Genomic DNA, 13,434 nt, shown 5'->3' with positions numbered 1-13,434 from the left:
CGTGCGGTCGGCTTGTTCGGTTGCTCCTAATGCTGCCCCGTGTTGGTGTTCGTCCCCGTGTCGGTGCTCGTGCCCGTGTCGGTGCTCGTCCCCGGATCCGTGTGCTGGCCCGGATCCGTGTGCTGGCCCGGATCCGTGTGCTGACCCGGATCCGTGTGCTGACCCGGATCCGTGTGCTGCGAGTCATCCCCCGGCGGGTCGTCCGTATGACCCTGCCCGTCCTGCTTCTTCTCCCCGTCCTGCTTCTTCTGACCGTCCCGCTGATCTTGATCGTCGTCGTCCTCAGGAGGAGGATGCTCCTCACCCTTGCATATCTTGTTGAAACCGGCGACGTAGCCCGCAGACACCGCGGTGTGCTGCTCCGGCGGGAACTGCTTCAGGTACTCCTTGATCCTGTTGATGCAGCCGCCCTTGCCGTCTATCTCCCCGCGAACGAGGCCGCTGCTGTAACCGGGCTTGTCCGGGTCCCCGCGCGGCGGGGCACCGACGGCTTCCCCGGCGAGCCCCGTCGGGAACGCCAGAGAGGCGATGACGACTGGACATACTCGTATGAGGTACCGCTTGCCGCGCATGGCTTCCTCCCTTCGGTGAGAAGCCGGTGCAAAATACCGCTAAAACCTCTGCAACCTCACGATACGCCGGGGCCGTCGGCCGCCCGCGCCGCCGCCAGCAGCCGCGCCGTGTCGTCGGCGGACAGCTGCAGCGCACTGCCGACCGTGGCGAGGACATCGCGCTCGGCCGCGACGTACGGCCCGTCGGCGAGGGCGATCCGCGCGCCCTGACGCAGGATCGATTCGCGGCCGGCGGCCGCGAGGTGCGGGGAGAGGGGCTCCAGGGCCTCGTGCAGTTCGATGGCGAGGGCCGCGCCGCACGGGCCGGTGTCGGTGATGAAGCGGCCGGTGTCGGCGGCGAGGGCCTCGATCATCGCGGTGAGCTGGTCCTCGGTGCAGTCCGTGATTCCGGCGGCGCGGACCGCGGCGACCGCCGTCTGCCGCACCGCACGGGACGAGGTGCCGCCGGCGGCGAGGACGGCGAGGGCGACGGTGTGGATGGCGTCGCGGAGCATCGCGGAGAAACGGGCGGTGGTGGGGTGGTCGAGGACCTCGGTGCCGAAGTGGGCGTGGCAGGCCGCGCATTCGACGACGGGGCCGGTGGCGCCGCGCGGCAGGACGGGGATGCCGAGGAGGGTGAAGCGGCGGCGGCCGGTGCGGCGGCGGTAGTTGCGGTCTCCACCGCACTCGGGGCAGAAGAACTCGCCGTCGCCGACCGTGGTCCAGGACGTACGAATGCCGCACATGCGCAGTTTCCGGCCACGCGATCCTCGGACTGGCAGCACGTCGCACCTCCGTAACGGCCCGGCAACATCGCCGCGTTGACGTGATGTTAGCCACATGAGCGAGGTGGCGTCAGCACCCCGGCGACACATCGCCAGGACATGGCCGAACCCCGCCCCCCGGGAAGGGGGACGGGGTTCGGGAGCCTTCGCGAAGGATGCGCGGAAGAGGCGTCAGCGGGCGGCGCGGTTGACGGCCGAGATGACCGCCTTCAGCGAGGCGCGCGTGGTGTTGGCGTCGATGCCGATGCCCCACAGGACCTTTCCGTCGATGGCGCATTCGATGTACGAGGCGGCCTGCGCGGAGGCGCCCTCGCTCATCGTGTGCTCCTGGTAGTCCAGCAGGCGGGCGTCCACGTCGATGGCGGCCAGCGCGTCGAAGAACGCGGAGATCGGGCCGTTGCCGCTACCGGTCAGCACCGTGTCGACGCCGTCCACGACCGCCTCGACGGTCAGGGTGTCCGTACCGTCGGTGTCGGAGGTGGTCTGGCCGGAACGCAGCTGGATGCGGCCCCAGCGGTTGTCCGGGTTGGGCAGGTACTCGTCCTGGAAGACGGACCAGATCTCCTTCGGCGTGACCTCGCCGCCCTCGGCGTCGGTCTTGGCCTGAATGGTGCGGGAGAACTCGATCTGCATGCGGCGCGGCAGGTCCAGCTTGTGGTCGTTCTTCAGGACGTACGCGATACCGCCCTTGCCGGACTGCGAGTTGACCCGGATGACCGCCTCGTACGACCGGCCGACGTCCTTCGGGTCGATCGGCAGGTAGGGCACGGCCCACTCGATCTCGTCCACGGTCTTGCCCTGCGCCTTGGCAGTGGCCTCCATGGCGTCGAAGCCCTTCTTGATGGCGTCCTGGTGGGAGCCGGAGAAGGCGGTGTAGACCAGGTCGCCCGCGTAGGGGTGGCGCGGGTGGACCTCCATCTGGTTGCAGTACTCGCTCGTACGACGGATCTCGTCGATCTGCGAGAAGTCGATCTGCGGGTCGACACCCTGCGAGAACAGGTTCATGCCCAGCGTCACCAGGTCGACGTTGCCGGTCCGCTCGCCCTGCCCGAACAGGCAGCCCTCGATGCGGTCCGCACCGGCCATGATGGCCAGCTCGGCGGCGGCGACGGCGGTGCCGCGGTCGTTGTGGGGGTGGACGGAGATGCAGACGTGCTCGCGACGGGTCAGGTTGCGGGCCATCCACTCGAAGCGGTCCGCGTGCGTGGACGGCGTCGAACGCTCCACGGTGGCGGGCAGGTTCAGGATGATCTCGCGGCCCGGGCCGGGCTGCCAGACGTCACAGACGGCCTCGCAGACCTCCAGGGCGAAGTCCAGCTCGGTGTCGGTGAAGATCTCCGGGCTGTACTGGTAGCCGAAGGTCGTCTCGTCGCCCAGCAGCTTCTCGGCGTACTCCATCACCAGACGGGTGCCGTCGACGGCGATCTGCTTGATGTCGTCCTTGGAGCCGCGGAAGACGACCCGGCGGAACGTCGGGGCGGTCGCGTTGTACAGGTGCACGGTGGCGCGCTTGGCGCCGACCAGGGACTCGACGGTGCGCTCGATCAGGTCCTCGCGGGCCTGGGTCAGGACGGAGATGGTCACGTCCTCGGGGATCGCGCCCTCTTCGATGATGGAGCGCACGAAGTTGAAGTCGGTCTCACCGGAGGACGGGAAGCCGACCTCGATCTCCTTGTAGCCCATGCGGACCAGCAGGTCGAACATCTCGCGCTTGCGGGCCGGCGACATGGGGTCGATCAGCGCCTGGTTGCCGTCGCGCAGGTCGGTGGAGAGCCAGCGGGGTGCCTTGGTGATCCGCTTCTCGGGCCAGGTCCGGTCCGGGATCTCGACGGCCTCGTACTGGCCGTACTTGTGGATCGGCATGCCGGAGGACTTCTGGGTGTGCGTCGTGTTGGTGATCGGGGTGGGACGGCCGATCCACTGCGACTGAGACATTGCGTAGGGCTCCTCGGGGTCCTGCTGGGCGGGACGGCCGACTGGGTCGCACTGTGTCGAAGCAGCACCAGACTCCGCGGGGAGGGGGTCGGCCTACGACTACAGGCCCTCGCCGCGGCAGCTAAGAAGAAGCAGCCCGAAACGCATGATGCGGACGAGCCTAGCTGAGCTTCGGCGGGAACGCCGGTCCTGTTTCAGTATGCGGGACACCCATCGAATAACGGAGAGGTAACGGGCAAATGTGAGCTATCACCCTATTTCACTAATCACCGTCGCAGCTAGTGACACGAGAGTGACGCAGTGCCACATTGCCAGACATGGATTCCTTCACGCCAACGGCCCTGTCCCCCGTCTTCTGCGGCATCGTCCCGCCGCACGTCCTCGACAAGCTCGCCCGCGCCGACGACCCCGCCCGCGCCGATGCCGCACTCCGCACGCTCGAACACGACGCCCTCCAGCGCACCCGCCGCCGCATCACCACCGTGCGCGGGCTGGCCGCCCCCGCCGGGCAGCCCTCCGACAAGCCGAACCGGACGATCTTCGACGCCGAGCACAGGGAAACGCTCCCGGGCCGCAAGGTCCACTCCGAGAGTGACGGGCCCTCCCAGGACGCGACCGTCAACCGCGCCCACGCGGGCCTCGGGGCGACCTTCGACCTGTTCCTGAAGGAATACGGCAGGCACTCCATCGACGACAACGGGATGCCGCTGGACGCGACCGTCCACTACGGCGAGAAGTATGGCAACGCGTTCTGGGACGGGCGCCAGATGGTCTTCGGGGACGGCGACGACGACATCTTCCTCGACTTCACCCTGCCCGTGGACGTGATCGGACACGAGCTGACCCACGGGGTCACGCAGTACACGGCGAACCTGGAGTACTTCGGCCAGTCGGGCGCGCTCAACGAGTCCGTGTCGGACGTCTTCGGCTCGCTGATCAAGCAGTACGCGCTGGGGCAGAGCGCCGACCAGGCGGACTGGCTGATCGGCGAGGGCCTGCTGCACCCGAACGTCCAGGGCCAGGCCCTGCGCTCGATGAAGGCCCCGGGCACGGCGTACGACGACGACGTGCTGGGCAAGGACCCGCAGCCCGCCACCATGGACGACTACGTCCGGACGAGCCGCGACAACGGCGGCGTGCACATCAACTCGGGCATCCCCAACCACGCCTTCTACCTGCTCGCCACCGCGCTGGGCGGCAACGCCTGGGAACGCGCGGGCAAGATCTGGTACGCGACGTTGACCAGTGGCGATCTCGGCGTGGACGCGCAGTTCACCGATTTCGCGAGGTCGACGGCGTCCGCGGCACGCGGGCTGTTCGGGGAGGGCGACGAGCTCGCGGCGGTGCTCAAGGCCTGGTCGCAGGTAGGTGTGCCTGCCAACTGACTCGGGGGCGTACCAGAATCGGGCCTATGCGCATTCAGGTACGACGCACAGGCGGATTCGCCGGCATCGAGCACATCCGCGAGGTGGACACCTCGCAGCTCCCCGATGCCGAGGAGTGGCATGCCCTGGCCGAACAGGCCGTACGTGACGGCCGGGGCACGCCACCGGTGGGGGTGCCGGACGGGTTCCAGTACCAGCTCACCGTGGACGGGAAGACGGTGTACTGCGCCGATCCACGGCTGACGGAGGAGCAGCGCAAGCTGATCTCGCGGGTGCTGAAGGAAGGCGCCTGAGGGACCCGAGGGCCTGGGCGGGTCTCAGGCCCTCGGCTCTCCGAGACCTTCCGCCACCGAGGCCGCGGCGGCCTCCGGGCGGTCCCCGGCCGCGACGGCGAAGTCGTGGAGGGCCCCGGCGAGGACCTGGCCGGGGGTGTAGTCGCCCATGATGTAGCCGACGCGGTTCAGCTCGGCGATGCCGTGCATCTGGGCGAAGAGCTGGCGGACCAGGAGGCCGGGGTCCGCGTCGGGGCGGAAACGGCCGGCGTCGACGCAGCGGGCGATGGCGTCGCGGGGGAAGCGCAGGACGGACGTGCCCATGCGGCGGTCCTCGTCGGTGAGCTCGAAACCGGCCAGGGTGGAGCCGCCGAACAGCACGGCGTAGACGTGGGGCTCGTCGCGCGCGAAGTCCTGGTAGCAGCGGCAGAGCGCGGCGAGCTCGACGACCGGGTCGGAGTCCTCTCCCATGGCCCCCACCACGGCCAGCCCGCGGGCGCGGAAGCGTGCGAAGCCCTCGCGCATCAGCTCGCGGACGAGCCCCGGCATCGAGCCGAAGTGGGTGTAGACGACCATGGTGGAGGCGCCGACCTCCTTGACCAGGCGGCGGGCGGAGAGCGCGGCGGGGCCCTGTTCGGCGAGGATGCGGGCGGCCTCGTCGAGGAGCTGGCGGCGTACGGCGGTCGCGGTCGGCACGGCAGCAGCGTAACGCCGTTATGGGGCGGAAGAGGACCTTCCGCGGACGTCAGAAGCCCAGCTTGCGGAGCTGCTTCGGGTCGCGCTGCCAGTCCTTGGCGACCTTCACGTGCAGGTCGAGGTAGACCGGCGTGCCCAACAGCGCCTCGATGTGCTTGCGGGACTTGATGCCGACCTCCTTCAGCCGGCTGCCCTTGGGGCCGATGATGATGCCCTTCTGGCTGGGCCGCTCGATGTAGACGTTCGCGTGGATGTCGAGAAGCGGCTTGTCCGCCGGGCGGTCCTCCCTCGGCAGCATCTCCTCGACGACCACCGCGATCGAGTGCGGCAGCTCGTCCCGTACGCCTTCGAGCGCGGCCTCGCGGATCAGCTCGGCGACCATGACCATCTCGGGCTCGTCGGTGAGGTCGCCCTCCGGGTACAGCGGGGGGCTCTCCGGGAGGAGCGGAACGAGGAGGTCGGCGAGGAGGGAGACCTGCTTGTCGCCGACGGCCGAGACCGGGACGATCTGGGCCCACTCGAAGCCCAGCTCGCGGCCCAGCTGGTCGATGGCGATCAGCTGCTCGGCGAGCGTCTTGGAGTCGACCAGGTCGGTCTTCGTGACGATCGCGACCTTGGGGGTCTTCTTGATCCCCGCGAGTTCCTTGGCGATGAAACGGTCACCGGGACCGATCTTCTGGTCCGCCGGCAGACAGAAGCCGATCACGTCGACCTCGGCCCACGTCGTCCGTACGACGTCGTTGAGCCGCTCACCGAGCAGCGTGCGCGGCTTGTGCAGACCGGGCGTGTCCACCAGGATCAGCTGCGCGTTCAGGTCGGGGCGGTGCACGATGCCTCGCACGGTGTGCCGGGTGGTCTGCGGCCGGTTGGAGGTGATCGCCACCTTCTGGCCGACCAGAGCGTTCGTGAGGGTGGACTTGCCCGCGTTGGGGCGGCCGACGAAGCAGGCGAAGCCGGCGCGGTGCGGGGCTTCGGATCCAGGGGTGTGAACGCTCATGCGGGCCATTGTCCCCGATCCACAGGGCCCTCACGTACCGCCCACCTGGCGGGCACGTATCAACCGCTGCGGGCACCTCATGTACCGCGCGCCTCCCGGGCACGTATCAGCCGCCATGCCGCCGTGCTCGCCGCCGCGGCGAGCAGGGCGCCCGTGAGCAGCCAGGGAACGGCGAGGAAGGACACTCCCGCGGACTCGCGTACGTCCTTGGCCGTCGCCGTGACCGTGACCTCGCCCCAGTCCAGGTGAGGGGGTCCCGACCAGCGTTCGGTGAGCCGGATCTTCTGGCGGGGCAGCAGCTCGGAGGGGATCTTGGTCAGCGTGCGGGCGAGCAGCGTACGGCCGAAGAGTCCCTCGGCGCGGAGCGCGACCCGGGGGTTCAGGGTGATGTTGCCCCGGTTGTGGAGGGTGTAGGAGATGACGGCGGTGCTGTCGCCGGTGCCGGGCACGAGGGGCGTGTCGGGGGCGTAGGTGATGTCCTCGACGGAGAGCGCGGGCACGGTGGGGCCGTTCACGCGGAGGTAGACGCGGGCGCCGACGGCTCGCTGGACGCCGACGGCGACGGGTCCGCCGTCCTGGGCGGCGACGCGCTCGTCGAGCGCGACGAGGGCGCCGGCGTGGTCGCCGGGCTCGGCGGACTCGGGGACGGTGAGGGTGTAGGGGACGGTGACGGAGGAGCGGGCGGGGACGGTGATCCGGTCGCGCTCCGGCTTCGCCCAGGCGCCGATGCCGCGCTGCCGCTCTCCCTGGGTGCGTACGGCGAAGCCGCCGTCCCGGGCGGTGTTGTACGCGTCGGCGGCGTACAGCCGGAAGGTCAGCGGGGCGGCGGTCTTGTTGGCGACGGTGACCCGGTCGGTGAGGCTGCTGCCGGGTGCGGCGGAGAGGTAGAAGTACGGGCGGCCGCCGAGCTCGGAGGCGGCGGGGTGGACGGACCATTCGCCGTTGTCGGCGGCGTGGCCGCCAGGGGCGGCGAGGAGCAGCGCGGCCACGGCCAGGACCAGGGCCGCCGCGGAGAGTCTTGTGCGCACGGTGCGAAACCCCCGGGGTAGGGGCGGGCCGACCGGGTGCGCGCCCGGCCCGCCGGATGGTCAGGTGAGGGTGAGGGTCAGCACGCCGGCGTACGCGCCGGGGGCGGTGAACGCCGGGACGTCCAGCGACACCTTCGCGCCCGCGGTGAACTCACCGCCGGTCAGCGCCCCGTTCGGGGTGGACGCCAGGGTCGCGCCGGCGCTGCCGACGACGCCCGCGGAGCCCGCCGCGCAGGTGCTGGGGCTGCCCGCCTTGGTGGTGCAGGACGGGGTCCAGCTGAGCTTCCCGGCACCGATCTTCGCGCCGCCGGGTCCGGTGAAGTCGGTGACCTTGCCCGTGAGGGACCAGCCCGCCGGGCCGCCGCGGAAGTCCTTGACCGTGACGCCGTGCAGGTCGCCGGTGGCGGCCCCGCCCTTGCCGAAGTCGACGGACGTCAGCTGGACGGTGTCACCGGCCTGCGTCATGGACAGCGTCCCGGCCGCGACCGCCGCGTTCAGCTTCTGACCGTTCGGCGGGGCGGGGGTGTCGTCGATGACGGTGTATGCCGCCGGGCCCGCGCCCTTGTCGGCGTTCCAGGCGGTGCCCTCGTACGCGACGATGCCGGTCGTCGCCTTGTCGTTCACCGTGAGCTGTGCGGTGAAGGTGCCCGTCGAGCTCGCCTTGACGGTCATCTTGTCGGCGGTCTCGGCGGCCCCGGCGCGGCCGACGACGGTGACGTCGGCGAGCGGGGTGAACTTGGTGCCGGTGACGGTGGCGCGCTCGCCCGGTTTGCCGGACGCGGTCCCGAGCTGGATGGCGCGCTCGTTGGCACCGGGCTGGGGCGACGCGATGATCGTCTGGGAGACGGGTGCGGGCGGGTTCGTCACCGTGCAGGGGGTGTCCAGCTCCATGATGTAGCTGGTGTGGATGTTGTAGTCGCCGGGCGAGAGGGTGATCGAGCCGGGCGCGGTGACCGTGAACGTACCGGTCATGGAGAACGGCGGGAACGTCCCCTTGCCCGGCACCGGCGGGTTCTTCTTGGGCCCGGTGACGGTGACGGAGCCCGTCTGGGCGCCACCGAGGGCGACCTTGCCGGTGGGCGTCATGATGTCCGCGGGCAGCGCCAGGTCGACGGGGTTGCCGGCGGCGGGCTTGGTGACCGTGTAGGTGACGGTGACCGTGTCGCCGACCTTGGGCGCGGCCTTGTCGACGGTGATCTCGGCGGAGGTCGTGCCGTCGATGGGCGGGATGCCGGCGATCGGCGGCGGCACGCAGTGGGTCGGGAAGTCGACGGCCTGCGAGGCCGTCGCGTCCGCGTACGCGGCGGGCGCGGCGAGGAGCCCGTTGCCGGCGAGCGCGAGGGCGGTGACGCCCAGCGCGGCGGTCCAGCGGTGTCTTCGCGGGGCGGGGCGGGCGCGTAAGGACAGCAGCGATGCCATGTGGTTTTTCCCCTTTGGTCGGTGGGCCTCGGTGGGCGCCATTGACGGCGTGCGGGGAAGAGAAGTCAATGGAATCGAAATGCGCCGACTGATGGGCCATCAGATGCTGTCATGATCCACGTTTCCGCAGGTCAGGAACGCACACCCGAGGTCCGCCGGGGGTCCACCCGGGGTCCAGCCACGCCTGCGGGGCGTGGGTGGAATGTGAGGCTCGGGAGGTTTGGGTCCGCGGGCCCCACCGGGGGTCAGGCCGGCGAGGAGGCGCGGGCCCAGTGGAGGTCAGGCCGGCGAGGAGGCGCGGGCGCGCACACGCGCCACCGCGGCCATGACGAGCACCACGAGATAGAGCACGACCAGCACCCCCAGCATCAGATCCAGCCACGCGAACGGCTCGCCCCGCAGCACCGCGGCCGCCGCCGGAACACCCGCCGCGAGCCCCGCCACCGCGACGGCCGTGGCCGCGACGGCGCGCAGAGCACGCCGCGCGCGGCCCTTCGCCAGTTCGGCGCCCGCGCCCGCCGCCACCAGGAGCGGGAAGACGTCGGACGGCACCAGGTCGCCGGAGACGGCCCAGTCGACGAGGTTGATACCGATCCCGACGAGGCCGACGACCAGCGCGATCCGGGCCCAGCGGCGGCGCCTGGCCGCCTCCGGGGCCGGGCCCGGCATCGTCAGCCCGCCGTCACGGTCGTACGCAGCACCCCGTCGGGGCCGGCGAGCAGCACCGGCGTACCGGCACCGCCGAGGTCGCGTACCGCCGCGCGGTCCGCGTCGCTGACCGCATCGGTGTCGGCGACGACAGCCGCGGCCTCCAGGGACTTCGCCCCGCTCGCGACCGCCATGGCGACGGCGGTCTGGAGCGCGCTGAGCCTCAGCGACTCCAGATCCACCGTCCCCGCGACGTACGTACGCCCGGTCTCGTCCCGTACCGCCGCGCCCTCGGGCACACCGTTGCGGGCGCGGGCGCTGCGCGCCAGGGTGATGATCTTGCGGTCCTCGGGGCCGATCTCGGTGCTCTCAGTCATGCGCCGAGCATAGATCGGACCTCGGGGTCAGCTCTTCGCGCCCTTGACGAACTTGTCGCCCGCGCGCTTGGCCAGGTCGTCGAAGTCCTTGTGGCCCGCCGCGTCGGAGGGGATGAAGGCGATCTGGGTCGCACCCGCGCCCTGGCTCACGACGAACAGGTCCGTCTCGAACTTCATCTGCATCCCCGCGATCTCCATGTACAGCCGGAAGGCGTGGGAGGCGTCACCGGCCTTCGGAGTCGTCAGCTTCTTGACCCCGACCTCGAACGTCGTGCCCTGCTCCGTGACGGAGAACCCGGGGCAGGCGTCCAGGGAGGTGCCGAGCGCCTTCATGTGGTCCGCGGCGCCGGTGGTGCCGGGGAAGGTGTAGATCCGCTGGCTCAGCTGGTAGCTGCCCGCCTCGCGCTCGAACTCCGCGGGCTTGCCCATCGTGGCCCCGGCGATCTTGTCGGCCATCATCGCGGCGATCGGCTGGCAATCGGGGTTGTCCGCCTTGTAGTCCTCCGTGGTGGGCGGCGTGATCTCGCCGGCCTTCCAGCCCGCCGGCAGGTCCTTGAGCTCCAGGGTCGCGGCCGTCATCTGAGCCTCCGTCAGCGCCCCGGCGCCCGCGGCGTCGTCCTTCTTCGGCGCCTCCTGCCCGGCAGGCTTCTCGCCCGACTTGTCGGACGCCTTGTCGGACGAGCCACCGCAGGCGGCGGTGAAGAACAGCGCCGAAACTGCGAGGGCAGCGGCAGCGCCGCGACGTATCTGGGTGCGCATGAAGTGATTTCTCCCCTGAATCGTCATCTTGTGGTGCCCAGAGGAGTTCACCCATCCTCATCGACCGGCCACAAGATATACACACCGACGATCAGCCCGCGAGCGGGTACATCGACCCCCTGCGCCCCTCCGGCGACGCCAGCCACTCCAGCTTCGCCGCCGTGTCCTGCTCCGCGAGCGGGGTGTGCAGAACGATCGTCAGATCCGGCCTGGCCGGCAGCTTCAGCTGCGTCGACTCCAGGCACAGCGTGCCGACCAGCGGGTGCTCCAGCTCCTTGGTCAGCTGCCCGCCCGGTGCGATGTCGCGCCGCTCCCACAGCTCGGTGAACTCCGCGCTCGCCTCCTTCGCCTCCTCCACCAGCGCACGGAACCCCTCGTCGTCCGGGCACTCCGAGCACGCCGCCCGGAACTGCGCCACGACGGCCGCCGCGTTGCGTCCCCAGCTCAGCGCCCGTTCCCGGTAGATGGGGTCGGTGAAGAAGGCGATGAGACAGTTCTGGGAGATCTCCGGACGCATGCCCATCACCAGCGAGGCCGCGTCGTTGTACATGATCGTGTTCCAGTAGCCGTCCATGATGTGGGCCGGGAAGGGCATCCAGGCGTCGATCAGCCGCCGCAGGCCCTCGCAGTGCTGCTTCTGGCTGTCCGGCTCGACCTCGGGCTGGGGCGGGTTGAGCCCGGCCAGGACGTACAGGTGGCGGCGCTCCGCGCCGCTCAGGCGCAGCACCCGCGCCACCGAGTCCAGCACCTGCGGCGAGACCGTGATGTCCCGCCCCTGCTCCAGCCACTGGTACCAGGAGACGCCGACGCCCGCGAGGACCGCGACCTCCTCGCGGCGCAGTCCGGGCGTACGGCGCCGGGGCCCGCCGTCCGGAAGACCCGCCTCCGCCGGACTGACCCGGGCACGGCGGCTGCGCAGGAACTCCCGCAGCTCGCCGAGGCGGTGGGATTTCAGCTCGTCGACCATCACGTCAATCTCCCCCTGGGTGGTGGTGCGACCAACAGGATAAGTACCCGCTCCCCACGGCCGCTTCGGGCGCCGGAGGGTGTGGACATGGCAATCGACACCTCCGTCCCCCTCGACAAGGACGCGGCCGACAAGAACAGGGCCGGTAAGAACGAGACACCATCGACGCGGCTGACCGGCCGCGCCCGACTGGTCCTCTTCGTGCTGTGCGCCGCGCAGTTCATGGTCGCGCTCGACTTCTCCGTACTGAACGTGGCGCTCCCCGTCCTCGGCAGCGACCTCGGCATGAGCACCTCCGCCCTGCAATGGGCGGTCACCGCCTTCGCGCTGCCGTCCGGCGGCTTCCTGCTGCTCTTCGGGCGGATCGCCGACCTGTACGGGCGCCGCAGGCTGTTCCTCGGCGGACTCGCCCTCTTCGGTGCCGCCTCGCTGCTCGCGACGTTCGCCTGGAACCCGGCGTCGTTCCTCGCCGGGCGGGCGCTGCAAGGACTCGGCGCCGCGGCCATCGTGCCGACCGGCATGGCCCTGCTGACCACCACCTTCCCCGAGGGCCCGCAGCGCGACCGGGCGCTCGGCATCAGCGGCACGCTGATGTCGCTGGGCTTCACGGTCGGCATGGTGCTGGGCGGGGTCATGACCGACACCCTGGGCTGGCGCTCCACGATGGGCCTGCTGGCCGTGTTCACCCTGATCGTGCTGCCGCTGGCGCCGGGCCTGCTGGCCGAATCCCGTACGCCCGAGCGCCCGCGCCTGGACGTCCCCGGCGCGATCACCGTCACCGGCGGGCTGCTCGCGCTGATCTACGCCCTCACCACGGCCGCCGAGCGCGGTTTCGGCGGCGCGGACGTGCTGGTCACGCTCGTCGCGGGCGTGGTGCTGCTGGCCGCTTTCGTGATCGTGGAGTCGCGGTCCGCGGCGCCGCTGGTGTCCCTGCCGATGCTGCGCCGCCGGACGGTGGCGTTCGGCAACCTGGGCGGCCTGATCACCTTCTCGATGATGTCCACCGTCGTGTTCGTCCTGACCCTCTACCTCCAGGAGGTGCTGGGCCTGAGCGCGTTCCGCACGGGTCTGGTCTTCGGCATCCAGGGCGTGCTGTCCATCGTCGCCGGAAGCTACGCCTCCAGGCTGATCGGCCGGTTCGGCGCCCGGCGCACCCTGGCCGGCTCGCTGCTGGGCCAGGGGCTGCTCACCGCCGGGCTGCTCGGCGTCGGCGCGCAGTCCGGTGCCGTCCTCGCGACGGTCGCCGTCTCGCTGGCGAGCATGTGCCACCTGGGCGCGATCATCTCGTACGGCGTCACGGTCACCTCGGGCGTCCCGGACGAGGAGCAGGGGCTCGCGACCGGCCTCGTCACGACGACGCAGCAGGTGGGGCTCACGGTCGGCATCCCGCTGCTCGGGGTGCTGGCGACGACGACGGGCAGCGGGCTGTACGAGGGCGTACGCACCGTACTGGCGCTGGACGCGGCGATCGTGGTGGCGGTGGCGCTGCTGGTGGCGCTGGGCCTGCGCAGGGCCCGGTAGGGCTTGGAGGCGTCAGGGCCTAGGGGGTGTCCGGTGGATCAGGCTGGATCAGCGAGCGGCGTCATGCGGCTTCGGATCCAAGGCGGAGGAGGAA

14 protein-coding genes are annotated in these 13,434 nt (G+C 70.7%); 3 read left to right on the top strand and 11 right to left on the bottom strand.

What is annotated here, in order from left to right; genetic code table 11:
- Positions 1-26 precede the first annotated feature (26 nt).
- The 3 genes from ABT342_RS04960 to leuA form a co-directional block, all read right to left on the bottom strand.
- Positions 27-572: a hypothetical protein gene (locus ABT342_RS04960; protein WP_351567087.1), complete on the bottom strand. Its 546-nt coding sequence runs from the start codon at positions 570-572 to the stop codon at positions 27-29.
- A 56-nt stretch (positions 573-628) separates the two neighbouring features.
- A complete protein-coding gene (locus ABT342_RS04955; protein ID WP_502965458.1) occupies positions 629-1,336 on the bottom strand; it encodes a tellurite resistance TerB family protein in 708 nt (235 codons plus the stop codon).
- 171 nt (positions 1,337-1,507) lie between these two features.
- Positions 1,508-3,271 carry a 2-isopropylmalate synthase gene (gene leuA, locus ABT342_RS04950; RefSeq protein ID WP_351567084.1) on the bottom strand — a complete coding sequence of 588 codons (1,764 nt, stop codon included), beginning with the start codon at positions 3,269-3,271 and terminating at the stop codon, positions 1,508-1,510.
- Positions 3,272-3,588: 317 nt separating this feature from the next.
- On the opposite strand from leuA, the gene ABT342_RS04945 reads away from it, so the two are divergent.
- Positions 3,589-4,656 carry a M4 family metallopeptidase gene (locus tag ABT342_RS04945; RefSeq protein WP_351567081.1) on the top strand — a complete coding sequence of 356 codons (1,068 nt, stop codon included), beginning with the start codon at positions 3,589-3,591 and terminating at the stop codon, positions 4,654-4,656.
- A 26-nt stretch (positions 4,657-4,682) separates the two neighbouring features.
- Positions 4,683-4,949, top strand: a complete 267-nt coding sequence (locus tag ABT342_RS04940; protein WP_351567078.1) for a protealysin inhibitor emfourin — start codon at positions 4,683-4,685, stop codon at positions 4,947-4,949.
- A 24-nt stretch (positions 4,950-4,973) separates the two neighbouring features.
- Here ABT342_RS04940 and ABT342_RS04935 read toward each other — a convergent pair whose 3' ends face one another.
- From ABT342_RS04935 to ABT342_RS04900, 8 genes are all read right to left on the bottom strand, one after another.
- On the bottom strand, positions 4,974-5,624 hold the full coding sequence (locus tag ABT342_RS04935; protein ID WP_351567075.1) for a TetR/AcrR family transcriptional regulator: 651 nt from the start codon (positions 5,622-5,624) through the stop codon (positions 4,974-4,976).
- 49 nt (positions 5,625-5,673) lie between these two features.
- Positions 5,674-6,621: a GTPase Era gene (era, locus tag ABT342_RS04930; protein ID WP_351567073.1), complete on the bottom strand. Its 948-nt coding sequence runs from the start codon at positions 6,619-6,621 to the stop codon at positions 5,674-5,676.
- A gap of 77 nt (positions 6,622-6,698) precedes the next feature.
- A complete protein-coding gene (locus ABT342_RS04925) occupies positions 6,699-7,649 on the bottom strand; it encodes a WxL protein peptidoglycan domain-containing protein (RefSeq protein WP_351567071.1) in 951 nt (316 codons plus the stop codon).
- A 60-nt stretch (positions 7,650-7,709) separates the two neighbouring features.
- On the bottom strand, positions 7,710-9,068 hold the full coding sequence (locus ABT342_RS04920) for a WxL domain-containing protein (RefSeq protein WP_351567069.1): 1,359 nt from the start codon (positions 9,066-9,068) through the stop codon (positions 7,710-7,712).
- A 279-nt stretch (positions 9,069-9,347) separates the two neighbouring features.
- Entirely contained in the window at positions 9,348-9,737 is a 390-nt protein-coding gene (locus ABT342_RS04915; RefSeq protein ID WP_351567066.1) for a hypothetical protein, read from the bottom strand.
- Between the two features lie 2 nt (positions 9,738-9,739).
- Positions 9,740-10,093, bottom strand: coding sequence for a cytidine deaminase-like protein (locus ABT342_RS04910; RefSeq protein ID WP_351567063.1), 354 nt, complete (start codon positions 10,091-10,093; stop codon positions 9,740-9,742).
- A 27-nt stretch (positions 10,094-10,120) separates the two neighbouring features.
- The gene (locus tag ABT342_RS04905) at positions 10,121-10,852 is read right to left on the bottom strand and encodes a hypothetical protein (RefSeq protein ID WP_351567060.1); all 732 of its coding nucleotides are present in this window, start codon (positions 10,850-10,852) and stop codon (positions 10,121-10,123) included.
- Positions 10,853-10,943: 91 nt separating this feature from the next.
- Positions 10,944-11,819: a helix-turn-helix transcriptional regulator gene (locus ABT342_RS04900; protein WP_351567323.1), complete on the bottom strand. Its 876-nt coding sequence runs from the start codon at positions 11,817-11,819 to the stop codon at positions 10,944-10,946.
- Between the two features lie 87 nt (positions 11,820-11,906).
- On the opposite strand from ABT342_RS04900, the gene ABT342_RS04895 reads away from it, so the two are divergent.
- Complete coding sequence (locus ABT342_RS04895) at positions 11,907-13,340, top strand: MFS transporter (protein ID WP_351567057.1); 1,434 nt, start codon at positions 11,907-11,909, stop codon at positions 13,338-13,340.
- Positions 13,341-13,434: the final 94 nt, after the last annotated feature.

Source organism: Streptomyces sp. NPDC000410 (genome assembly GCF_040300305.1).
In the GTDB taxonomy this organism is placed as follows: Bacteria; Actinomycetota; Actinomycetes; order Streptomycetales; family Streptomycetaceae; genus Streptomyces.
Note: the sequence above shows the minus strand (reverse complement) of the source record. Positions and strands in the feature narration are given on the sequence as shown.